The organism is Peptoniphilus asaccharolyticus DSM 20463 (assembly GCF_900176115.1).
In the GTDB taxonomy this organism is placed as follows: domain Bacteria; phylum Bacillota; class Clostridia; order Tissierellales; family Peptoniphilaceae; genus Peptoniphilus; species Peptoniphilus asaccharolyticus.
In genome coordinates this window covers 141844-167520 of the sequence record NZ_FWWR01000009.1, presented here as the reverse complement: position 1 = coordinate 167520, position 25677 = coordinate 141844, and the positions used below count along the sequence as shown (strand labels likewise).

General features: G+C 32.5%; 13 protein-coding genes, 2 pseudogenes and 1 other annotated feature. Of the genes and pseudogenes, 3 read left to right on the top strand and 12 right to left on the bottom strand.

Annotated features, from left to right (window positions below; genetic code table 11):
- Positions 1-242: 242 nt before the first annotated feature.
- From B8869_RS01355 to serS, 7 genes and pseudogenes are all read right to left on the bottom strand, one after another.
- Complete coding sequence (locus B8869_RS01355) at positions 243-878, bottom strand: putative bacteriocin export ABC transporter (protein ID WP_084229972.1); 636 nt, start codon at positions 876-878, stop codon at positions 243-245.
- A 1-nt stretch (position 879) separates the two neighbouring features.
- Positions 880-2988, bottom strand: coding sequence for a DUF1430 domain-containing protein (locus B8869_RS01350; protein WP_084229971.1), 2109 nt, complete (start codon positions 2986-2988; stop codon positions 880-882).
- Between the two features lie 69 nt (positions 2989-3057).
- A complete protein-coding gene (locus tag B8869_RS01345; RefSeq protein ID WP_084229970.1) occupies positions 3058-3420 on the bottom strand; it encodes a hypothetical protein in 363 nt (120 codons plus the stop codon).
- 193 nt (positions 3421-3613) lie between these two features.
- Positions 3614-7867: an acyl-CoA dehydratase activase-related protein gene (locus B8869_RS01340; RefSeq protein WP_084229969.1), complete on the bottom strand. Its 4254-nt coding sequence runs from the start codon at positions 7865-7867 to the stop codon at positions 3614-3616.
- A 239-nt stretch (positions 7868-8106) separates the two neighbouring features.
- Positions 8107-8277 (bottom strand): DUF362 domain-containing protein, encoded by a 171-nt coding sequence (locus tag B8869_RS01335; RefSeq protein WP_084229968.1) that lies wholly within the window; start codon positions 8275-8277, stop codon positions 8107-8109.
- Between the two features lie 275 nt (positions 8278-8552).
- Positions 8553-11254 (bottom strand): annotated as a pseudogene (locus tag B8869_RS01330) (calcium-translocating P-type ATPase, PMCA-type).
- 243 nt (positions 11255-11497) lie between these two features.
- On the bottom strand, positions 11498-12784 hold the full coding sequence (serS, locus tag B8869_RS01325) for a serine--tRNA ligase (RefSeq protein WP_084229967.1): 1287 nt from the start codon (positions 12782-12784) through the stop codon (positions 11498-11500).
- Positions 12785-12826: 42 nt separating this feature from the next.
- Positions 12827-12994 (bottom strand) — a binding site (T-box leader).
- A gap of 176 nt (positions 12995-13170) precedes the next feature.
- On the opposite strand from serS, the gene B8869_RS01320 reads away from it, so the two are divergent.
- A complete protein-coding gene (locus tag B8869_RS01320; protein WP_084229966.1) occupies positions 13171-14286 on the top strand; it encodes a YibE/F family protein in 1116 nt (371 codons plus the stop codon).
- Positions 14287-14314: 28 nt separating this feature from the next.
- Here the strand turns inward: B8869_RS01320 and trxB are convergent, their stop codons facing one another.
- Entirely contained in the window at positions 14315-15256 is a 942-nt protein-coding gene (trxB, locus tag B8869_RS01315) for a thioredoxin-disulfide reductase (RefSeq protein ID WP_084229965.1), read from the bottom strand.
- A gap of 164 nt (positions 15257-15420) precedes the next feature.
- Between trxB and B8869_RS01310 the strand changes: the two genes are divergently transcribed.
- The gene (locus B8869_RS01310) at positions 15421-16281 is read left to right on the top strand and encodes a DUF2207 family protein (protein WP_084229964.1); all 861 of its coding nucleotides are present in this window, start codon (positions 15421-15423) and stop codon (positions 16279-16281) included.
- A gap of 16 nt (positions 16282-16297) precedes the next feature.
- Here B8869_RS01310 and fni read toward each other — a convergent pair whose 3' ends face one another.
- From fni to murB, 3 genes are read right to left on the bottom strand one after another with little or no spacing between them, the layout of a single operon-like run.
- On the bottom strand, positions 16298-17314 hold the full coding sequence (gene fni / locus B8869_RS01305; protein ID WP_084229963.1) for a type 2 isopentenyl-diphosphate Delta-isomerase: 1017 nt from the start codon (positions 17312-17314) through the stop codon (positions 16298-16300).
- Positions 17315-17356: 42 nt separating this feature from the next.
- Positions 17357-18199: an RNase adapter RapZ gene (gene rapZ / locus B8869_RS01300; protein WP_084229962.1), complete on the bottom strand. Its 843-nt coding sequence runs from the start codon at positions 18197-18199 to the stop codon at positions 17357-17359.
- Positions 18199-19086 carry a UDP-N-acetylmuramate dehydrogenase gene (gene murB, locus B8869_RS01295; protein ID WP_084229961.1) on the bottom strand — a complete coding sequence of 296 codons (888 nt, stop codon included), beginning with the start codon at positions 19084-19086 and terminating at the stop codon, positions 18199-18201. Before murB ends, rapZ begins: the two co-directional genes overlap by 1 nt.
- Before the next feature lie 190 nt (positions 19087-19276).
- Here murB and B8869_RS01290 point away from each other — a divergent pair.
- Positions 19277-20204: pseudogene (locus B8869_RS01290) on the top strand (IS30 family transposase).
- Positions 20205-20389: 185 nt separating this feature from the next.
- Here the strand turns inward: B8869_RS01290 and B8869_RS01285 are convergent.
- On the bottom strand, positions 20390-25612 hold the full coding sequence (locus B8869_RS01285; protein ID WP_084229960.1) for a stalk domain-containing protein: 5223 nt from the start codon (positions 25610-25612) through the stop codon (positions 20390-20392).
- Positions 25613-25677 lie beyond the last annotated feature (65 nt).

Below are 25677 nucleotides of genomic sequence, written 5' to 3'. Positions count from 1 at the left end.
TATACATTTTATGAATATGACTAATAAAATAATTCAAATTTATTTGTAATAATAAATTATATGCTCTATCTTACACAGATTCTAAATAATAATTTATTGAACATTAATTGTATAAATCTTCATTAAAAAATTAAAATCACCTCTTCGTATGATTGAATATTTTATTTAGATGTAACTAAAAAATGAAGCCGACTTTGAATAGGCTTCATTCACTCTATATTAAATCTTACGCTAAAAATTAATCAGTCTAATCTAATTATTCTGTCGCACTCCTTAGCTATATCCATATCATGTGTTGCTATAACTACTAACTTTCCTTGGTTTCTGTATCTTTTCAAAGTTTCTATTACAATAGTCCCATTTTCTCTATCTAAAGATGCTGTAGGTTCGTCAGCTAAAATAACCTCACAAGGTTTTAACTCAACTCTTGCCATAGCTATTCTCTGTTGTTGCCCTCCTGACAATTGATATACCTTATGGTTTACATAATCTTTCAACCCAAAACTGTTCAATGCTTCTTCAATTAAATTGGTTTTATTTACACCTTTTCTATACTCTAATGCAAGTTTTAAATTTTCTAAAACAGTTTCATTTTCAACTAATGCAAAATTTTGAAATACATATCCCAGTCCATATCTTCTAATCCGCATAGCTTGTTTAGAGTCAATATTGTCTATAGATTGACCTTTATAAATTATTTCTCCGCTATCACTATTTTCCAACAGCCCTATAATATTTAACAACGTACTCTTCCCACTTCCGCTCTTTCCAACCAAAGCAACCATTTCTCCAGTTGAAAATATATCACTAAAACCTTTTAATACACTGTTTTCCCCATAACTTTTGGATATATCTTTTAATTCTATGATTTTTTCCATATCATTCTCCTTTTAATACTTCTACAATCTTATATTTTTCATTTCGCCTTAAAACGAATATAAAAACTATAAAACTTATAGATAAAACTACTATGTTTATTGCTATTGCGGGTTTCAATGCATAAAAATATTTAATGCTATTTTCAAAATACTTAGCCATTGCTATTGATAATGCAAAAATTAATATTTCAGATATAACAAAATTCATCATAATCTTTTTATGTATCTTGAAAAAGTCAAACCCTAAGAATTTTTTAATAGAAATTTTATTCTTATTATTTTGAAAATATACAGACGCATAAGTGTAGATTGACATTATTAAAAATAATAAACTAAATATAAACACAGAAACAGCTATCTTCACATTTATTTCATAAAACCTAAGCCCATCTCCTAATTCAACCTTTAATGGAGTAATAGTGTAGTCAGTAGTATGCCTCATGCTATCGCTTTGAAAAAATTGTTCAATTTTCTGTTCAAGCACTTTATCATTTGGTATATTTAATGCTGGTAATGTCGGTATATAGGCATTCCCATTTACATTTTTATTATTTATTACAAGAAATACATCATTGCCATTTGATCTAGCTGTATTAGAGAAATTAAATAAATTTTTACTATCTTCTATATAGTATATATTTTCCCTATAATCAGGATTGTTTATATTTTCAGAATAGTAGTCTGTTTTATTCAATATATCTTCGTACAAAAACTTATCTCTCACGTGGTACATATGAGCCTTTTGTAAAATATCACTTTCATATTCCCTTAATTTTTTTGGCACAATAATATCCATAACCTTTGAGTCATCAGATAAATTTTGAAGCGATTTATTTTGGTCTTGTAAATTTGAAACCTCTATATATTTCTTATTTATGTAAATATAATTCATTGGAACTTTTGCATCATCTTCGCCTATTTTACTAAATAAAATTGCCCCATTGTCATTTAAAATTTTCCAAAGTTCTCCCAATTTATATATTGTTTCATTTTTTACCTCCTTAGAATTCCAAACACCCACTTTTGTATAGTCCATATACTTTTTATAGTTATTCATCATACTCTTCTTAGATGCCAGTTCACTTGCATCCGGATAGAGCCATACCAAACTAATGACTACAATAAAAATCGAACCCATAACTGTCAATTGATTTAAAATATTGCCGTTTCGTCTTCCGGATTTTATTACCATTGCCATTTGTTTAGCTCTTAGTCTACTCAATTTAAATTTTAAATATAAGACTACGTAAACTAAGTGTACAAATAAAAATATAATATAGTACTTTAATCCTTTAAAAAATATATAAAGATTTTCTACTCTTGATAAGTAACCTTTTAGATATATAAACAAAATTGAAATTATAATACTTATACCTACACTTAAAGCTAAAGGAAATCCTATTTCCTTAAAAAAAGTCCTCTTTAATATAGTATTTTCATCATGCCCATTTAATTTTCTTATGGCAAATCCTCTCTCATTTGAATCAACCAAGTACATAGCCAATACACAAGCGATTACCAACATTCCCATAGATAATATCAAATACATTCCGCTTTCATACTCATAATTAAAGCCCTTCCCATGGTATTTATAGCTATCTTCTATAGAAATATTAAAAAATTCTTGATATTGCGCATTAACTTTTTCTAAATCGTTCAAAAACATATTTGAGCCTTCACCATAGATATTATAAATTCCCTCAAGACTTATATTTTTTAATTCTTCAAGTGATTTAAAATTTATTTTATTATTATAGAACATGCTAAAGGCCTTTTCTTTTGAATCGCTTGGCATATTTGTAATAGTTTTAAAATTATCATCTGAAATTTTTAAAATATTTCTTTGAAATTCATTATTCGGCGAATAGATGTAATAATCAACACTACTATGTTCGTTTATTGATTTTACTATTGTCAAATTGTATTTTTTAGACATATCCAACAATTTTTCTAAAACTTCTTTTGACCCTTTTTGTTGTTCTATTTTAATGCCATTTCTAAATGGGTTTTCCATAACTCTTTTAAATTCATCTATGCTTGTCTTCTTTACACACAACACTATTAAAACAAAAGAAAACAACAACATAAAGATATTATATACTTTTTTCATTTTATCTCCTTCCTTAAATAAGCGGTGGCTATTAAACTACTTCAAATTAATAGTAAAACGTTTTTATTTTTAGTTTAATTCTCCATAAGCACTTACACGGTCACCCTTTAAAGCTTCTGTATATGAATAATTTTGTGGTCCAGCTAACTCATAAGCTCCGTAGTGATAGCTACTGTCTACTACTAATACAACTCTATGTGTTTGTTGAGGATGGGTATATTTAGCCCAAGCATGTCTCAATCCCCATCCATATTCACCCCAACCACCTTTATCTTGAAAATTAGTAGCTGTTCTTAACATTGTAGCTTCAACTCTTGTTTCATTGTCATTATCAACAACTTTTTCACTATTGCTAATATCACTTGCAAATACAGAAGTAGATAATAGCATAACAGACATCAACCCTATAAACAAAATTTTTATTTTTTTCATAAGTATCTCCTTAACTAAAGTTTACTGCTTTAAACCTTAGAATTACAAAATCTATAATAGGCACCGCTTGGTTTTAGTATATATATTTACCCCCCCCACATGTCAATAATCATTTTCATTAGCTTTGTAAAAAGATTTATTTATATAAGTTTAACACTTAAAATCAAAATAAGAAAGAGATAAGAATTTCACCTTATCTCTTTGCTATTTTGATATTCTCTTTAATTATTGGTACACTTTCTTTATTTTCTAAATTCTTCTTTGCCTGTGCCAACATAAGTTTTATTCTGTTGAACTGATTTACTTCAGAAGCTGAAGCGTCGCAGTCTATTGGAACTATATTTGAAGTTGGATAGGTTTCTCTGATAGCTTTTATTACACCTTTCCCCGTGATGTGGTTAGGCAAACAACCAAACGGTTGAACACATACTATGTTCTCACATCCATCTTCTATAAGCTCTACCATCTCTCCTGTCAAAAGCCAACCTTCTCCGTATTGATTGCCCAAGTCCACGTATTTTTTAGCATAATCCATAATCTCTTCTATTTTGAGTGGTGCATGGTATCCAAAAGTAACTAGGGCTTCTCTTATTATCTCTCTGTATTTTTCAATGTAGTTAATTCCTATGTTGCATAAAAATCCTGTTATCCACTTTTTAGATAGCTCACTGTGTTTTATCTCAGCATTTTTGAATGAATACATTATAAAATCTGTCAAATCAGGTATGATTACTTCAGCGCCCTCTGCTTCTATCTTTTGTGCAATATAGTTATTGGCAGCTGGCAAATACTTGACTAAAATTTCCCCAACTATACCAACTTTCGGCTTAACTTCTTTGCTCACTTCAAGTACACTGTACTCTCTTATCATTTGGTATACATTTCGCTTAAAGTTATTTAATTCAAAACTTGTTGGATTTTGACACACTTCAATCCATCTGTTGTAAAGCAAATCAGTAGAACCCTTTATCATCTCATACGGCCTTGTCTTTTGAGTTAACCTCATTATCAAGTCTCCATATAACATTCCCATAATAACCTTATTTACAAGTGGAACTAATTCACCTAAATTTAGTTTAAATCCCTCATGCTCTTCTATCCCCTGTAGAGAAAGAGCAAGCACAGGTATATGACCATATCCTGCATCTTTTAATGCTTTTCTTATAAATCCAACATAATTTGATGCTCTACACGCACCTCCGGTTTGTGACATTAGTAAGGTCATATTGTCAGTGTCATATTTTCCACTCTTCAATGCATCCATAAATTGACCAACTACAAAAATAGATGGATAACACGCATCATTATTCACATACTTCAATCCTTCGTTCACAACTTTTGAATCCAAATCTTGTAGTACTTCAAAGTTATATCCAAGAGTTTTGAGTATTGGTTTTAGTAGTTTAAAATGTGTTGGAGCCATTTGAGGAATCAGTATTGTGTGTTCCTTCTTCATCTTCTTTGTAAACTCAATCGGCTTTTCGTCAATTATCTCAGGTTCTTCGTTTATTACACGCTTATCGGATGCTTCTAAGAGAGATCTTATTCTAATCTTTATAGCTCCCAAGTTATTTACTTCATCTATCTTCAAAACAGTGTATATCTTGTGATAGCCACTTAAAATTTCATTTACTTGGTCAGTAGTTACCGCATCAATTCCACAACCAAAAGAATTCAACTGAATCATTTCTAAATTTTTATTGAGTCCTACAAACTTAGCTGCTCTATACAACCTCGAATGGTAATTCCATTGGTCTAAAACCCTTAACTTTCCATCCACATCCACTAAGTTTGAAATTGAATCTTCTGATAGTACAGCTAAGCCAAGAGAATTTATGAGTTCCGGAATTCCGTGGTTTATTTCTGGATCTATATGGTATGGTCTACCAGCGAGCACAATGCCCTTTATTCCATTTTCCTCTATTTCTTTTAGAGCTCTCTTTCCTTCTTCCCTCATATCTTCTCTATATCTGTCAGATTCCTCATATGCCATTTTAACGGCATTTTTCACCTCATTTGATGGTATGGTATCAAACACTTCAGAAAGCCTTTTAGCAAGTTTTTTTCTGTTATCAAATGATATAAAAGGATTTAAAAATCTTATATTTTTTTCTTTTAAATTCTCTACGTTGTTTTTTATAACTTCTGAGTATCCGGCAACTACTGGACAATTCAAAGTATTGTTTGCTGATTTATATTGCTTTTCTTCATAAAATACTGAGGGATAGAATATAAACTCAACTCCCTTTTCTATTAGATTTTCTATATGTCCATGAGAAATTTTAGCTGGATAACATGCCGTCTCCGAAGTTATAGATTCTATTCCCTTCTCATATATTTTTCTATTGGAATCATCAGACAATATTACTCTATATCCTAAAGCTGTAAAAAATGTATGCCAGAAAGGATAGTTTTCATACATATTCAAAACTCTTGGCAGACCAACAACCCCTCTTTTAGTCTCTTCTTCGCTCAAAGATGTATAGTCAAATAACCTTTTATATTTATAGGCATATAAATTTGGTAAGCTATGGTCTTTTCTTACAATGCCAGCTCCTCGTTCACATCTATTTCCTGTTATATATCTCTTTCCATTTGAAAAAGAGTTCACTGTCAAAGCACAGTTATTTGTGCATTGTCTACAGTGGGTTTGAACTGACTTGTAAGTGAATTGTTCAAGTTCTTCTGAATTTAGTATATTTGATTTTTCTCCAGCTCTTTCCTTGCTTATAAGCGCCATTCCAACCGCACCCATAAGTCCTGCTATGGATGGTCTAGTAGCTTTCACTCCCGTAATTAATTCAAAAGCTCTTAAAACAGCATCTGATAGAAAAGTTCCGCCTTGAACAACTATATTTTTGCCAAGTTGTTTTGGATCTCTTACTTTTATTACTTTTTGTATTGCATTTTTTATTACAGAATATGCAAGACCAGCAGAAATATCTTCTACTTCAGCTCCCTCTTTTTGAGCTTGTTTTACATTAGAATTCATAAAAACAGTACATCTTGAGCCAAGATCTACAGGATATTTTGATTTAAGAGCTATTTTAGAAAATTCTTTCGCATCCATTTTAACTGTCTTTGCAAAAGTTTCTAAAAATGAACCACAACCAGAGGAGCAAGCTTCATTTAACAAGATAGACTCTATGACCCCGTCTTTTATCTTCATACTCTTCATATCTTGCCCACCAATGTCCAATATGAAGTCTACATTTGGTTCAAAGAACTCCGCAGCTTTAAAATGGGCAATGGTCTCAACTTCTCCAAAGTCTAAATTTAATGCAGCTTTTAGGAAATCTTCCCCATATCCTGTGCAGCCGGAAGCCTTTATATATGATTTACTATTTTTTCTCTTATAAATCTCTTTAACTTGTTCCACAACTATATCTAATGGATTTCCCTCGTTACTTCCATAGTATGTGTATAGAAGTTGGTTATCTTCTCCCATCAAAACAACTTTTGAAGTAGTGGAGCCTGAGTCTATTCCCAAAAACATAGCCCCGGAATAAGTTTCGAGTTCTTCTCTTTTGGGGTCTCTTGTCTTGTGTTCCTCTATAAAATTTTGTAGTTCTTCTTCACTTTCAAATAATGGTTCCAAAGTGTGAGATTCTTTCTCTATTTGTTCCTGTGCACTGTTGGCTCTTTCATACAATTCCATAAAAGAGATAAGTTCTCCACCAAAACTTGATATTGCAGCTCCTAACGCCACAAAAATCTGTGAATTTTCAGGTACTATAGTTTCGTTTTTTGTAAGTCCTAATGTCTCTATAAATCTGTCTTTAAGCATTGGTAAAAAATGTAATGGCCCTCCTAAAAAGGCCACCTTTCCTCTTATAGGCCTACCACAGGCCAAATTTGATACTGTTTGATTTACAACCGATTGAAATACAGAGGCTGCTATATCAGCTTTCTTCGCGCCCTGATTTATAAGCGCTTGTATATCTGTTTTTGCGAAGACTCCACATCTTGAAGCTATTGGATATATTTTTTCATAACCATAGCTCATTTCATTTAAACCACTTGCATCTGTCTGTAAAAGAGATGCCATCTGGTCTATAAAAGCTCCTGTTCCTCCTGCACATATAGAATTCATCCTTTGCTCAACTGAACCTCTCATATACGTTATTTTGGAATCTTCTCCACCTAGTTCGATGGCTACATCTGTTTGAGGAATATATTTTTGAATTGCTTCAGTTGCTGCAACAACTTCTTGTATATATTCAATTTGTAATGACTTATGTATAGATAAAGCTCCTGAACCCGTCACCGCTATCGTTGCAGTATCATACTTAAAACGCGAATAAGCATCATTTATGACCTGTTTTACAGTCAATCTCACATCAGAAAAATGTCTTCTGTATGTTTGATAAAGCATATTGAAAGCATCGTCCAAAACTACCAATTTTACAGTAGTTGAACCAATATCAAGACCCATATGTATCTTCATCTTTTTATTCTCCTTAAAAACAAAATAAAAACTTAAATAGTAAAGAAACTATATCACAAAAGAAAATATAAAAAAACAATTTATTTTATATTTTCTTCTTATATATATACCCAAAACTTATATCCCTAATTTTAATAAAAAAAGAGGGAGATTAAGACAATATATCTCAATCTCCCGTTAATAGTATGAAAAAAGATGGAGCTTTAACTCCATCTTAATTTCTAAGTAAATATTTTTAATTAGTCTTCTGGATTTGGTGCGCCAACTGGGCAAACTGATGCACATGATCCACAATCGATACAAGAATCAGCATCTATTGCGTAGATTGAACCTTCTTCGATACAGTCTACTGGACATTCTGGTTTGCATGCTCCACATGCGATACAGCTATCATTAATTACATATGCCATAATAGCACCTCCTATTAGTTTGTTGACTCCTCAACTTATGTATAAATTTTAACACACTATTAATATTTTTTCAAACTAAAAATGGCTGAAAGCCTTATTGATACTTGGTTTCATTAACTTTCATACCTTAGTCTTACCAATTGATTTGAGATTTATTTATAATTATTATCAATTAAAAATATTGTTTTTTTAAGGTTTATTTTTATATTTCTTACAATTATTTTTATAATTTACACGAAAAAGAACCTCTTGCAAAAGCAAGAAGTCCTTAAATCTTATTTATTTACATGGTGAGTTTTACTAAATCTTATAACCTTTTGTATTTCACCAAGCACAAGTGGAATTAATGAGCCAACTATTATTACAACCCAATCCATAACTCCAAGTGGTGTAAGTTTAAATAATTCTCTCACAACTGGAATTTCCATAACTATTAAAGTTAGTGCCAAAGAGAAAAGAGTTGCCCAAACAAGCTTTTTATTTGAGAATACACCTATACTAAATAGAGTATCTTTAATTGACCTTGCTGAATAACTTCTAAGAAGTTCGGCTATTATCAAAGTTGCAAATGCCATTGTTCTAGCTATGGCAACACCTGATTCTCCATACCAATTCAAACCAATCATATATGCTCCAAGTGTTGAGATTGTTATGGCTATTGATTGAATGGCTATAGTTAACTTAAGTTCTGAATCTAAAAGCGGTTCATTAGGATTTCTAGGTGGCTCTTGCATAATGTCAGCCTCTCCCCTTTCAACTCCAAGTGCAAGTGCTGGGAATGAGTCTGTAACTAAGTTTAGCCATAGAAGTTGTATTGGAAGTAGTGGCACAGGCAAGTTAAGAAGTATAGCTATAAACACTATTAAAACTTCCCCTAAGTTACAAGATAGTAAAAATCCAACAAACTTTTTAATATTTGAGTAAATTATTCTGCCTTCTTCAACTGCGTGCACTATAGTTGCAAAGTTATCATCTGTCAATATTACTTCCGCTGTGCTCTTTGCAACGTCCGTTCCAGTGATGCCCATTGCAATACCTATATGAGCTCTCTTAATTGCCGGAGCGTCATTTACACCGTCGCCTGTCATGGCAGTTATGTGTCCATTTTCTTTTAGCGCTGTTACTATCTGAACTTTATTTTCAGGAGAAACTCTTGTAAAGACTCTCTTTTCTTTTACTATCTCTCTCATCTGTTCATCAGATAGCTCGTTTAATTCACGTCCCATAATGGCTTGTGATTCTTCTGTGGCAATTCCAAGTTCTTTTGCAATTGCAAATCCTGTTTCCAAATGGTCTCCTGTAATCATTATAGGAATGATTCCCGCTGACTTACATTCTTTTATAGCTTCCTTAGCTTCTGGTCTCGCTGGGTCTATCATACCTGTAAGACCAACTAGAACCATATCATTTTCTACATTTTCTGAGGTTTTCTCTTTAGGCACTCCATCCCATTCTCTGTAGGCATAGGCTAAAACTCTCAACGCATCTCTTGCGAATAAAGAGTTCTTTTTCATTATTTCAGTTCTGTCTTCTTCAGTGAGTTCTTTAACTTTTTCTCCACTTAGATAGTATTTACAATTTGCAAGCACAATATCAGGCGCACCTTTTGTAAAAGAAACTATCTTGTCCTTTATAAAGTCTGAATGGAAAGTAGTCATCATCTTTCTATCTGAATCAAATGGTATTTCTTCAACTCTCTTGTATTTTGAATTTGTATCTTCTATTCCATAACCTGCTTTTTCTGCAAGAGTTAAAAGAGCTCCTTCAGTTGGATCTCCAATAATTCCCCACTCACCTTCATTGTCGATAAGTTTGGCATCATTTGTTAGAGCTGCTATATTGGAAAGTAAATTCAAACCTTTTTTAGATTTTACATCTACCTTTTCACCATTTAATAAAATTTCGCCAGTCGGATTATAGCCCGTTCCAGCTACGTCATATACATTTCCGTCTGTATAAGCCTTAACTACTGTCATCTCATTTTGAGTTAATGTACCTGTCTTATCAGAACAGATTACAGTTGTAGTACCAAGTGTTTCTACAGCTAACAATTTTTTACAATTGCATTTTTCTCTGCCATCTTGCTCATTCCAAGAGACAACACAATTGTAACTATAGCTGGAAGCCCCTCTGGAACAGCCGCAACCGCAAGTGATATAGAAGTCATAAACATTTCAAGGATTTCATGTTTTCTCAAGACTCCCACCACTAATACAAGCGCACATATTCCTATTACTAAGATTCCAAGTGTCTTTGAAAGACCTGCAAGTCTCTTTTGTAATGGAGTTTGTTCCTTATCAGGTGTGCTTATAGATGTTGCTATCTTTCCTATTTCTGTGTTGGCACCTGTTTCAACTACCACACCGGCACCTCTACCATAAGATACTATTGTTGAAGAGTATGCTATATTTTCTCTATCTCCAATTTCCATCTTACCTTCATAAGTTTGATTAGAGTCTTTCTCAACCGGAACCGACTCTCCTGTAAGAGAAGATTCGTCAATTTTTAAATTTGCTGACTCCACAAGTCTCAAATCTGATGGTACTATATCTCCTGTTTCTAAGATTACATAATCCCCTGGAACTAATTCTGTTGAATCAATTTCAATCTGTCTACCATCTCTCACGATCTTAGCTTTAGGAGATGACATCTTTTGTAGCGCCTCAATTGCCGCTTCTGCCCTTCCCTCTTGGTAAAGAGACAGTACAGTATTTATTAAAACTATTGCAATTATTATTACTGCATCTACTACCTCTCCAACCACTGCTGAAATAACACTCGCAATCATAAGTATTATAATCATAGGGTCTAGTATCTGAGCTAAAAGTTTTTGAGTGAAAGGTGTTTTAGATTCTTTTTTTAATTCATTTCTTCCGTACTCTTCAAGCTTTTTAACAGCTACTTCCGTAGAAATACCTCTGCTCGAAGTATGTAGTTCAGAAAATACCTCTTCCGAAGTCTTGTTATACCATTCCATGTAACTCCCCCTTAAAAATATCTCTACAAAAAAGACCACTGCCTCTGACGAGAAACAGTGGTCTTGCTACCATATTCATGGCCCATAGCCGGAATAAAAATTCGTAATGACGACTATGAGTAATTAGCTACTCCCCATTGTTGGTAAGTTTTGTATTTTCTATAAAGATACCCATTTTTATAAATAAATATCTATATTTAGTGCTAAACTATATCTAAAATTTAATTTTTCTACTTTTTTAAATTATTTAACTGGAACTATCTTATCTTTTCCACCCATATACATTCTAAGTGGTTCTGGAATCTTAACTGATCCGTCTTCTTGTAATAAGTTTTCTAAGAAAGCTATTAACATTCTTGGTGGTGCAACAACTGTATTGTTAAGAGTGTGTGCAAGGTAAGTTCCTTCTTCCCCTCTTAGTTTAATTCCAAGACGTCTTGCTTGAGCATCTCCAAGATTTGAGCAAGAACCAACTTCGAAATATTTCTTTTGTCTTGGAGACCAAGCTTCTACATCCACTGATTTAACTTTCAAATCAGCTAAATCTCCACTACAACATTCTAAAGTTCTAACTGGAATTTCAAGACTTCTGAAGAAATCTACTGTGTTCTTCCAAAGTTCATTGTAGAAGTTCATTGAATCTTCAGGTTTACAGATTATTACCATTTCTTGTTTTTCAAATTGGTGAATTCTGTAAACACCACGTTCTTCTATTCCATGTGCTCCAACTTCTTTTCTGAAACATGGAGAGTAAGAAGTCATTCTCAAAGGCATTTTTTCTTCATCTGTGATTGTGTTTATAAATTTACCAATCATAGAGTGCTCAGAAGTTCCTATTAAATAAAGATCTTCACCTTCTATCTTGTACATCATGTTTTCCATTTCAGCAAAACTCATAACACCAGTTACAACTTCTGATCTAATCATAAATGGTGGAATATAGTATGTGTAACCTCTATCAATCATAAAATCTCTTGCATAAGAAAGGATTGAAGAATGAAGTCTTGCAATATCTCCTCTTAAGTAATAGAATCCAGCTCCTGAAGTATCTCTTGCAGCATCTAAATCTATACCATCAAAGCTTTCCATAATTTCAACATGGTATGGAACTTCATATTCTGGAACTACAGGCTCTCCATATTTTTCAACTTCAACATTTTCAGAATCATCCTTACCAACTGGTACACTCTCGTCTATAATTTGAGGTATTACAAGCATTCTCTCTTTAAGTTCTGCTTCAAATTTCTTTGTATCTTCTTCAATTTGTACAAGAGCTTCATTTATTTCTTTAACCTTAGCCTTTGCAGCTTCAGCTTCATCAATTTTCTTTTGTCCCATCAAGGCTCCAATTTCTTTAGAAGTCTTGTTTCTTTGAGCTCTTAATTCATCACCCTTATTTTTTTCTTGTCTTAACTTTTCATCAAGCTCTATAGCTTCATCAACAAGCACAAGTTTTTCATCTTGGAATTTTTTCTTTATGTTTTCCTTTACAATTTCTGGATTTTCTCTTAAAAATTTAATATCTAACATTTTCTCACCTTTCCCATAAAATAAAAAAAGCCCTCTCCATCCCAAAGGGACGAGAAGACCCGCGTTGCCACCCTAATTAGCCCATAAAATAGACTCGCTTTAAAATAATAGACTCAAAGGCGGATTCAAATGACCTTGTTATTTACTCGCACCAACCGTAAACTCTCTAAAAACTCAGTACAATTTACTATTCCTTATCTCAGTCCTATAAAAATTAAATCAATTATATCATCTAACAAAATTCTTTTCAAACACTAAATTAATTTTCACACACTATAATTAAAATTTTCTAATTAACTATCGTAACTTATTTATCAAACAAACAATTCAATCTTTAAAGGTTTTAATAAATTTTATCAAGTGTTAAAATATTTTTGGAGGCTTTTATGAAAAACAAATTATTAATATTTATATTACTTTTAACAGTAATATTTCCTAACAGAATTTTAGCAAACTCTTTTGAAGCAGAAAATAACCAAACTGAATATATGCACTACGAAAAAGCTGTGGTCACTAAGACATCAGATTTCAGTAAGGCAGACTCATTTGGCAATATGGAACAAAAAGTTGAAGTCAAATTTTTAACAGGTGAAAATAAGGGAAAGACTATTGAAGTGGTGAACTCTGTATCAACCCAATTAAATAGCAATTTGAACTTAAAAATAGGCGACAAAGTCCTAATCCTTGAAAACAAAGATTTCGACGGAAAAACCGTATACAGCGTATCTGACTACTTACGTACGGACTACTTATATATATTAGCTGGAGCATTCATTCTATTTCTCTTGATAATTGGTAGAAAAAAAGGAATACTTTCAGTGGTATCCCTCCTACTCACCTTGGGAATTATAATCTTTGGAGCAATCCCAATGATTATAAAGGGATATAGTCCAGTTCTTATGGCAGTTTTAAGTTCAATTGTCATTTCAATTTTCACAATCCTAATAGTCACAGGATTTAGTAAAAAAAGTTTGTGTGCAATACTTGGAACTTGTCTTGGAACTATATTGGCTGCTCTTATAGCTTATTTCGTAGGAAGTAAGCTACACCTCACAGGTCTATCTATGGACGAAACGCAAATGTTATTATATCTTCCAAATAATCTGACTTTAGACCCTAAAGAATTGCTTTTGTCAGGAATAATTTGGGGCTCTCTTGGGGCTGTAATGGACGTTGGGATGAGTATTTCATCTTCTATTTTTGAAATCTCTTCTGCTAACTCCGAACTTGGCTTTAAAGACATTTTAAAGTCCGGAATGAATGTAGGGAGAGATATAATGGGCACTATGAGTAACACGCTCATACTCGCCTATTTAGGAAGTGCATTGCCACTTATACTACTTATGATGGTGTTCAATCAAAGCAATTACAAAATAATAAACTTAGATGTCATAGCCACTGAAATAGTCCGCTCCCTTTCCGGTAGCATAGGACTACTGTTCACCATTCCAATAACGGCTATATTGGCAAGTTACCTTATGCAACAAAAAAATAGACACTAAAAAAGCAACCTTAATGGTTGCCTTTTTCCTATTTAAGTCCTTCGTAAAGAGTTCCCTCTTTTTCGTCTATATATCTATCGGCGCTAAGAGCTGCTATCGCTCCATCAGCCGCAGCTGTTACAACTTGTCTAACATTTTTAACTCTTATATCTCCCGCTACAAACACACCTTCGATATTTGTTTTCATGTCATCATCCGCTTTTATATAACCATTTTCAAGTTCTATTTGGTCTTTAAATATTTCAGTTTGTGGTTCGTATCCTATAAATACAAAAAGTCCAAAAGGTTCACTTGGTTTTATATTAGTTACTTCACCAGTTTTTAAGTTTTTAAGGACTATTTCATTAACCATTTTTTCGCCCTTAACTTCTTCAATTGTGCTATCCCAGATAAAATCTATTTTTTCATTTGCAAAAGCTTTTTGTTGAACAGCTTCTGTTGCTCTTAACTTATCTCTTCTGTGAATTATATGAACTTTCTTTGCAAATCTTGTAATAAATAGAGCTTCTTCAACGGCTGAATTACCTCCACCAACTACATATACTTCAAGGTCTTGATAAAATGCCGCATCACATGTTGCACAATATGAAACTCCTCTTCCGCTAAATTCTTCTTCTCCTTTAGCTCCCATTGGTCTTGGAGAAGCACCTGCTGCTATTATTACAGTCTTGCCTTCATATTCACCAAACTTACCAACTATTTTTTTAGTTTCTCCTTCAAGCTCAACTGAAACAACTTCGTCCATAGCAAACTCACATCCGAACTCTTCAGCTTGTTCTCTCATAGTCATTCCAAGTTCCATCCCTGAAACATTTTTAATTCCCGGATAGTTTTCAACATCTACAGTGTTAGCTATTTGTCCACCTTCGATACCTTTTTCGATTATCAATACATTCAAACTTGCTCTTGAGGCGTAAATCCCCGCCGTAAGTCCTGCCGGTCCTGCTCCTAATATAATTAAATCGTACATTTTATCCCTCTTTCTATTTTAAAACACTATAAGTAAATTAATTATCCAATACTATCTGTATATACTTACCCACAAGCATATTGTTTTATTTAATTACCCATAAATTAACTTAATAATTCACACATCAATGCTGTTTTTGATATACTTAAATTGAGGTGAATTCAATGAATAATTTTACAGATTATTTAACTCCTATCAATGCTAATATAATATCTATTGTATTAATCCTTAGCATTGTTGTACTTATAAAAAAATCATACAAAAAAACTTCTAAAATCACAACTGATGAATTCAAAGAAAATTTAACTCCCGCTGAAATCAGTTCATTAGTATTTGGTAATATGAAATATGTAAAATCCATTACTTCAACACTTTTTTACCTTTCACAAAAAGGTAACATTAAACTCAATGTACTTGAAAAAGATTTTTCTATAGATTTTCTAAATACCAAAAACTTAAATGCATCTGAGAAATATTTGTTAGATTTTTTTAAGTCAACTAAAAAATTAAATTTAAACTCAAAAGATTTGTTAAAGGAGAGAAAATCTGCTCCTGATGATTTTAATAAAGCCATGCAAAAATATTTTGACTTAGTCGAAAACTCATTATTCGAAAAAAAATTAAAAAAGAAAAATGATGTAAAAAATCCAACGTTCATCATATTAATTTCACTAATGTATTTGATTGTATCTATATTGTTGGCATACAACAAAGGTTTTTTAGCTTTACTTATAATACCTCTTTCTCTAATTTTAGCTTTTAATGAAGCTAAGAAAATATTTGAAAAAACTCCTCAAGGAGAAAGAATTCAAACTAAATATTTTAATATGATAGAAAACTTTGAAAATGGAAAATTAAATATTAACTCCATAAACCAAGAAGATTTGCTAAATTTAATTGCACTCGGAGCTAAAAATGAAAAATTAGAATTGCTTTTAAAATCAAATTCTACAATTGACTATAAAACTTATAAAACAGTTTTCGACTGTAACAACTTAATATTTGCAGATAAAAAGAGTAGGTAAAAACCTACTCTTTATTCTATCCTATTAATTCTTTAAGTCTTCCAGTTACTTTATAATTTACATTTTTTAAATCTTTTAAATCAGAAGCGCCCGTAAGAGCCATGCTTATCTTCATTTTTTTCATTAACTCAGTTAAATATCTAAGTGTATACTCATATCCTCCATGTACCAAATATGAAAGTATTTCTCCACTTATACCTACTAAGTCAGCGCCGAGAACTAAACTCTTTAAAACGTCCAAAGAAGTTTTAACTCCTCCTGATGAAACTATAAATAAATCTTCTGGTTTATCTTTTGTATTTTCTATAAGTGCCATTGCTGTTGGAATTCCCCAACCGTATAATTCTGATACATCTGTATCTGGCGTTCTAAGATTTTCAACTTCAAAGAAGTTAGAGCCACCAAAACCTGCTATATCGATATTTTTAACACCAACTTCATATAGTCTATTAGCAACTTCTCTTGAAATTCCAAACCCAACTTCCTTTACTATAACAGGTACCTCAACAGACTTTACAATTTCTTCTATATTTTTAAGAACATTTGTAAAATCTCTTTCACCCTCATCCATAGCAAGTTCTTGCGCTGGATTTAAATGAATTTGTAATCCATCAGCATCTATTAGTTTAACAGCAAATTTAGCATCTTCAACAGAAGCATATCCACTTATGTTGGCAATAACTACGCCATCTTCTCCCATAATTTCCCTGACACATTTAAAACTCTTAGCAGCATCTTCATCTTCAAGCGCTATAGTCTCAGATCCAACAGCCATAGGTATCTTAAGTTCTTTAGCAAGCTTAGCCAAATTTTTATTTATCTCCTCAGAAAAATCTGTTCCGCCAGTCATTGCATTAATCATCATCGGAAAAGAAATTTTCTTGCCAAGAAATTCCATTGTTGTATCGATTTGGTTATAATCACAACAAGGTAATGCATTATGATAAACGAAAACATCTTCGAAAAGTGGATTACCTTTAAAAGTACTTCTCAAATAGTTTTCGACATGTTCCCTTTTTCTATACTTTCTCATCTCAACACTCCCATCAAAGCTAATATACCATTTGAGCAAATCTTATTCAACTAAATCTCTGTGATTAACTTCAACAGAATAGCCCAACTCTTTTAACTTCACACCTATCTCATTAGTAATTACTACAGACCTATGAAATCCACCAGTACAACCAATTCCTATGCTAAGCACACTTTTGCCTTCTGCTATATAATTAGGAATTAAAAACTTAAGCATATCTATACACTTGCTTAAAAACACACTTGTTACAGAATGTGACAATACAAAATCTTTTGTCTCGCTGTTTTGACCAGATAGCTTTTTAAGCTCTGGTATATAGTATGGATTTGGCAAAAATCTCACGTCAAAAATTATATCCCCATCCAATAAAATTCCATTTTTAAAGCCAAAAGAAGTCACAGAAATTTTTAAAACTTCATCTATTTTTAAATCTACCAATTCCAACATTTTTTCTCTAAATTGCTTCATGGATAGATCAGAAGTATCTATTATATACTCAGCCTCAGTTTTTATATCTTCAAGCATCTTAGCTTCTTTTCTAATACCATTTAAAATAGACTTATCAAGTGGATGTGGTCTACGTTTTTCTTTATATCTATTCACCAAAACTTCTTCTCTTGCATCTAAGAAAAGTAACTTATAATTTATATTTTGTGCACGAAGTTCAAGTAATGACTTAGAAAAATCTTCAAAAAACTCTCCGCTTCTAACATCAACTACTACACAAACTTTATTCATAGTATCTGACTTACAAGCCATTTCAGCAAACTTTGGAACCAAAGCAGGAGGTAAATTGTCCATAGCAAAATATCCTAAGTCTTCAAAAACATTTAAAGCCCCAGACTTACCAGAACCACTCATACCAGTTACGACAAATATTTCCATTATCTTCCTCCGATATATTTTACTTCTCTCTTTAATTCCACTCCAAATTTTTCCATTACTATTTTTTGTACAGTGCTTATTAAATCTTTTACATTTTGACTTGTTGCATTGTCAAAGTTAACTACAAAACCACTGTGCTTTGTGCTTATCATAGCTCCGCCAACTCTTAGACCTTGAAGTCCTGAATCTTGTATTAATTTGCCCGCAAAATATCCTGTAGGTCTTCTAAAAGTTGAACCAGAACTTGGCATCTCCAAAGGCTGTTTATCAATTCTTCTCTGCATCAATTCATCCATCTTCGCAAAGATTTCTTCCTTATTCTTGTTAAATAATTCAAACTCAACAGAAAGAATAATATAATTATTCATTTGCGCAATACTATCTCTATATCCAAACTGCATTTCTTTATTAGATAATTCTATAATCTCTAAATTAGAATCAATTAATCTAACCTTTTTTACAACATCTTTTAGTTCTCCATCATAAGCACCAGCATTCATTATCGCTCCGCCACCAACAGATCCTGGTATACCATGAGCAAACTCCATGCCACCCAAAGAATGTTCTGCTGCGAAAATAGCAGTATCTCTTAAAGTCGCTCCCGCTCCTGCTATAACAGTATTTTCTCTAACATCTATATCATTTAAAGTATCTCTTAATACAATTACCAATCCCTCTACTCCAGAATCGTCAATTAATACATTTGAGCCATTTCCAAGTAAAGTTATTTTCATATTTTTTTGCTTAGCCGTTTTGATAGCCTCTACAAGAGAATTTTCATCCTTTGGGATTAACAAAAATTCTGCCGGGCCACCTATTTTAAAAGTTGTATATTTATCTAAATTTTCCTCTCTATAAAAAGAACCAAAATTTTCAAATGAATTCATTTTACACCTCATTTCAATTATACTATAAAATTACCCATCAAAACTATTAAGCTTTCTAAAATAGAAAATAAATCTCAAATTTATTTAATAGATAAGTTGTAAAATTAAATGAGACATCTTAAATAATTAAAAACTCATACTAACTTCGTGTAAAATGTTAATAACGACAAAAACACACACGGTGGTCAATATGAGCTATAAACATATTACACTAAATGATAGAAGTAAGATATAGGTATTAAAACAAGAGGGCTATTCTTCTAGAAGAATAGCGAAAATTTTAGGATTTCATCACTCTACTATTTCTAGAGAATTGAAAAGATTAAGCAACATTTATTCTGCTGCTTAAGGCAAATAAAGATATCAAATCATTACAAAAAGGTAGAAAGAGCAAAGCCACAAAAATGGTTAAGGATACAATAGTTAATAAATTGAATTCTAAATACTCACCTGAACAGATTACTTCTACTATCTTAAAGGGGGTTGTATCCTTTAAGACCATATATAATTGGCTTTATTCAGCTACTATCAAATTTGATATACGTAAACTTAGAAGAAAAGGAAAATCAAGAAAAGTTAAAGAAACTAGGGGTAATTTTAATATTGGAACTTCCATACGAAAAAGACCAAGCAAAGTTAAAAAAAGAGTGGAATTTGGTCATTGGGAATTAGATACTGTAGTATTTTCTAGAGGTAAAAGCAAAGGCTGCTTGGCTACTTTTGTTGAAATGAAATCAAGGTTCTATGTGGCATTCCCAATGAAAGATAGGAGTAAAGAGTCAATGCTTGAAGCCATGAAAAAATTAATAAAACCTCTACCAAAATCAGCTTTAAAAAGCTTTACATCCGACAGAGGAAAAGAATTCGCTTGTTACAAAGAAATTGAAGATATTAGAATAGACTTCTATTTTGCATATCCATATTCAGCATGGCAAAGAGGAAGTAATGAAAATTCAAATGGATTATTGATGGAATATTATCTGAAGAAAACAGATTTAGCTAAAATTGGACTGGAAGAGTTAATTAAAAATATAATGGAGCTTAATAACAGACCTAGGAAATGTCTAAATTATCTAACTCCATTTGATGTCTTTATGCACGAACTTAGTTTACTCTAAGTGTCGCAATTTTATTTGCAATTCATCATTTTATAATATCCTTTTATGATTTGTTGTCTAAAACATCTCCTGATTGTTCTCTTAGGCTCAGGAGAGATTAATTTTAAAAACTTAATATAAAAATAAAAACTTCAACAAAAACTAGAAAAAGGGCACCTAAGTGCCCTTATCTATTAGAGAGTGGATTATTTTAAGATATCTCTTTTAATTATTACTTCTTTTGTACCCCCATTCCAGATGATGTCCTTGCCATCTACTAGTCCTAGTGCTCTTGCAATGTTTGCAATTGGAATCATTGTCCTATCGTTTTTAAGGATTGGTTTTACATCACTTTCGAAGACTGTGCCATTTACAATTATTTTATTTGTATCCACTGGTATTTTAACTACTGTGTCTTTATCTGTTAAGATTACTGTTCTAGTTGAAACATCCCATTCCACCTTAAATCCTAATGCTTCTGCTACGAATCTAATAGGGAGCATGGTTCTATTGTTTGATATAAATGGTTCTACATCCATTACCACTTCTTTTTGAACACCATTTATTGTAACCACAAGATTTTTTGAACCGATAACTAGTTTAGAATCTATCTTTATTTCTGTAGCTGGCTTGCTTTCAGTTTTTGCTGGTGTATAAAATTGTAGTGACCAGAATGGGTTGTAATTATATGGTGATACCCATGGATATTGGTCTCTTCCAGTTTCTTCAGGAGCTTTATTGTTATTTTCTTTTTCTGCTTCTGTAATTATGTCAATTACGTTTGCCTTTGAAGTCGCATCGTCTATTTTCTTAGTGATAGCAGCTTTTTCTTCTTTGCTTAGTTTATTAAGATTATTTAGCTTATCTTTTGCTTGTGCTTTAAGTTCATCAATACTTACGTTGGAAGCTTCTGCATTTTTAATAGCTTTGTCTAAACTTTCTTCGTTTGTAGCTTCTTCTATCGCTCTTAATGCTTCTGCTTTTTCTTCTTCGTTAAGTTTTGTTAACTCTTCTACTTTCTTTTTAGCATTATCCTTTTGTGCTTCTAGAACTATTGCATCTACAGCATCTTTAGTTGTCGCTTCGTCTATCTTGGTTTTAGATTCTGTTTTTTCTTCGTCGGTTAATTTATCAAGTGCATCGACTTTAGCTTTCTCTTGATTCTTATAGTCTTCTAGTGCTTGTCTATCTTTTTGAAGTTTTTGTGCTGCATCTACTATTTCGTTTATTTTAGCTTCATCTGCTGTGCTATCTATATCATTGTCTGCTTGCGTTCTTTCGTTATCAGTAAGTTTATCTAGGCTTGCAATTATCTTTTTAGCGTTATCCTTTTGTGCTTCTAGAACGATTGCATCTACAGCATCTTTATTTTCAGCACCATCAATGCCAGCCTTATAAGAATTTTTTTCATCTTGACTTAATTTATCAAGCCCTTTGATTTTATTTATAGCTTCTTCCTTTGCATCAGCCAAGGATTTAGCTGTTTCTCTATCTGCCTTTGCTTGACGAACATTATCTAAACGAGATGTTAAACTTTGTTTAGCTGTTTGGTCTTGAACCTTATCAATTAAAGCCTTAGCATTAGCGATCTCTTTGTCTGTTACATCGCCTTTTTTGTCTTCAAGAACTTTAAGAGCTGCATCTGCTGCGTCTTGAGCTTTCTTGTCAGCTTGTATTAACTTTACAGGATCAATTGTCACAATCCAGGCATATTTTCCTTTTGTTTTGCTATAAAAGTCATCCTTTACTCTTATTGTGTTTTTAGTTTGAGCCTTGTACTTGTAGGTGTTTTCTGCTACTTTTTCTATGAAATCCGCTTCCAATTCATAGCTCTTGTCGCTGCAATCTTTTAGAACTAGAGTGAATGGACTTTTTTCTGGTGTGAGCTCTATTCTTTGATCGTTTGTGGCCCTGGCATAGGTATAGCCTCTGATTGTATTTTTCAAGGGTGAGAAGTCACAAATTCTATTGTTTGCAAATGAGAAGTTTGCAAATACTTTGTTCCCTTCAAGGGCCGAGACATCTTTTATGTTGTTGTTTTCCAACCTCAGATATTTGATACCTGGCAAATTCTTCAAAGTGCTTATGTCTTCTATTTTATTGTCATATAGGCTCAAATTCTCTAATTTTTCTAGTTTTTGCAAGGGGCTCAAATCTTGAATCTTATTTTTGCCAAGATCAATAAGCTTCAAATTCTTCAGATTTTGCAAGGAAGTCATGTCTTCAATCTGGTTGTTTATAAAACTTATAGATTTCAGACTGGATAGATTTGCCAAAGCACTGATATCTTCTATATAATTTGAGTCCATGTTTATAGTTTTCAAATTTTTTAGAGCCTTGATAGGACTTAGATCTCTTATCGAGTTTTCAAAAAGAGTCAAGTTCTCTAGGTTTATTGCTTTTTCAAGTCCTTTTAAGCTCACCAAGTACATGTTTTTTGTGATGCTTAGATCAGTAAATAGATCCATTTCATCTTCGAAAATTTCATTTTCTGCTTGAGGCTTTTTGTAAGTTTTAGAAAGCGTAGCAGAAATTTCTCCCCCGTATCCGTCTTTTGATGTAAAGTCTTTTTCTCCAGATTTTAAAATTTTCAAAAGAGTTTCTTTTAGGACAGATTTATTTTTTATTGTGTCATCTATTTCAAAATCTACCCTTGTTCTTTGGCTTGGTGGAGTCGGTTTTTCTCCCTCATTATCTCCGCCTTCATTTGGGTTTGGCTTTTCGTCTTCATGCTTTGGAATTGCGGATGCATCTATTTTTATTATCCATATTGGCGTTCCTGTATCTTTAGCTTTTCCTATATTTAGTACAGTATCTTCTGGCTTTTGTGTGAATTTGTAGATACCATCGTCGCCTTTTTCAATTATGTTTTGATAATCTCCGTTTAAGCCAGATCCGAGTCTTGCCTCTTCCAGATTATAGTTTCTGCCTTCTTTGTCTATTAAGTTTAGGTTAAAGGCATTTTCTTTTAGCTTGATGTCAATATTTTGCTTGCCAAAGGCGAATTTATATTGTGAAAGGCTCAATTCTTTTATAGGCGAAAAGTCTTTTATTTTATTTTCATTTATATATAAAGTCTTTAATCCTACTAAGTTTTTTAGTGCAGCTATGTCTTCTATTTTATTAGAATTCATTTTTAAAATTGCCAAATTTTTAAAGTCTTTTAAAAATTCCAAACTTTCTATTTTGTTTTCTTGCAAGGCTAACTCTGTGAGATTGGTCATTTTTTCTAGACCTTTAGTGTCTTTTAGTTCTTTTCTCTTATATGTGAATTTCTTGAACATTTTCATTTCAAAGTCATATAGGTCTTCGCTATCTTTGTCCTTTTCATAGTTTGGATTATCTAAAACTATATCAGGTTTAAGCGGACCTCTAGCCTTTCTTGTGGGATGATTCTTGTTTTTTAAAAGGTCTAAAATAAATTCTTTTAAATCCTCATCTCCAAATTCAACAATCTCTTTATTTAATTCTATATCTTTTTCTACTTGGAATTTAAAGCTATCAGATTTTACCGGTTTTAAATTATCTGCTGAAATACTCAGGTAGGCTTCATAAGCTTCACCCACTTGGCTTTTTGCTTTTAGTCCTTCTTTGGGCTTTATCTTGAGTTCTAAGCTGGACCCCTTTATGAGATTGGCAGCTGCAAGCTCGCCTTCAACTATATCAAAACATGCCTTGTCTTCGCCTTCCAGACTGATGTTTAGCTTACTTATATCTGTGTTTCCTATGTTTTTTATTTCCACCTTAAGTGGCTTTATTTCTTCAAGCTTATAATTTTCTTTTACTTTTTCAAACTTATCTAAGACAGATACTTCCACCGCTGGCATGTCTATCTCTTTTGTCAAGGCACCTAGCGTGAAGTTCTTGTCTATATTGTAATATAATTCGCTTTCTGGCCCATTATAAAGGAAGGACACATCTTGCTCGCTTTGATAGTCGTAGCAAGAAATAGACTTTGCGTTGCTTCTGAATTTTAGGGCAAACTTGTCCTTAGATAGGCTTATGTCATCATTTATTTTGATGGTATAAAATCCCGCATGGCTCAAATTTCCACTTGCTATTTTTTTCCAATTTGAATTGTCTTTGATGATGAGCTTTTTAACTTCTCCTCCTTGATGATTGAAAGTTCTCTCTTGAGTTTTGAAATTATCACTATCTTCTGTCAAATATATCTCATACCATACCGGAGTATTGGAGCTATTATAAAACCTCACATCCGTCAACTTTTCAGGCTCTTTATTCTGTCTCTTATAGATATTTATCGCCCCATTGGCATTGGTACCATTTCCTATTTCAGTTCTGTTGCCCTTGTAGTCAGAGTAGGTATAGATTTGAGTAGACTTATCTTTAGCATCTTCTATTCTTGGAAAGATAAAAAGGGGGTCTCTTTTCCCTTTAGTAAAGGAGTCATAGGATATCCACATAAATCCATCCTCTTTTTCTCCGATTTTTTCCTTGCCCCAAGAGTTTTTTACTAAAAAAGCTCCCGTAGCTTCTTCATTTTTCTTGTTGATGATTTTCATTTCGTCATCCCAACCCACTATTGTGACTTGGTGGTTGACTATAGCCCTTTCGCTTAAATTCCCAGAATATTGTGTTTTGACTCTGTGATACTTGTCCTTAGGATTGGTCTTTTCATATCCATAAGCATCATTAAGACCGTCATCATCATAGTAGCAACTTGCAACAGATCCATATTCTATGACACAACTTTTTATATTATCCACGTTGCAATCTAGCTCTATCATGTCCGGCACATAAAATTCGTGCAATTTTTTGTCGGCATCATCCATAAGATTTACTGTCCTATTGTCAAAAGTTCTGCTACCTGCTCTTGGATTATTCTCTACAATTTCGTATTCTTTAGCATTTTTTTCTTGGACAGGCCCTGCCAGTCTTGAAAAATATCTCATGGCGATCAGATTGTTGCCTCCCATTTCTAAGTCCACATCCTTAGATGCATTGTATGCCATGTGCCCTTCAGAAAAATCAACTTCTCCCTTGCCTTCTTTTAGCAAAAGAGTTTCAATAGTAGAAAGAGATGAGAAAGCCCAACACACTCCCGCCATGTACTGATTTTTTACAGGACTTATAATCTTTCTTTCTCTTGAGTCATATTTTTTAGGAAACCCTGCTTCCCTTAATTGATCTAAAGACCTTCTCCTTCTAGTCTTAAGACTGCTTTCCTCTCTTAAATTTATATATTTTTCTGGGATATATCCGTAAATAAATTCGTCCTTGTGATTGATGTAATATGTATATTCGGGATTTAGGACTGGTTCAGTTATATTTTCGTTTAAATTATAGATTTTGTCTTGATTTTCATCTTGAAAATACATATTCTCTGCATATGCACCACTTCCCAGAGAAGATATACTTATAATTAGCACTAGTAAGAGTGCAAACATTCTTTTAAAATATCCTTTCATTTACTCCTCCTTTTTTAATTCTTGTTTTATTATAATTATACCTTAATTGATAATGATTGTCTATT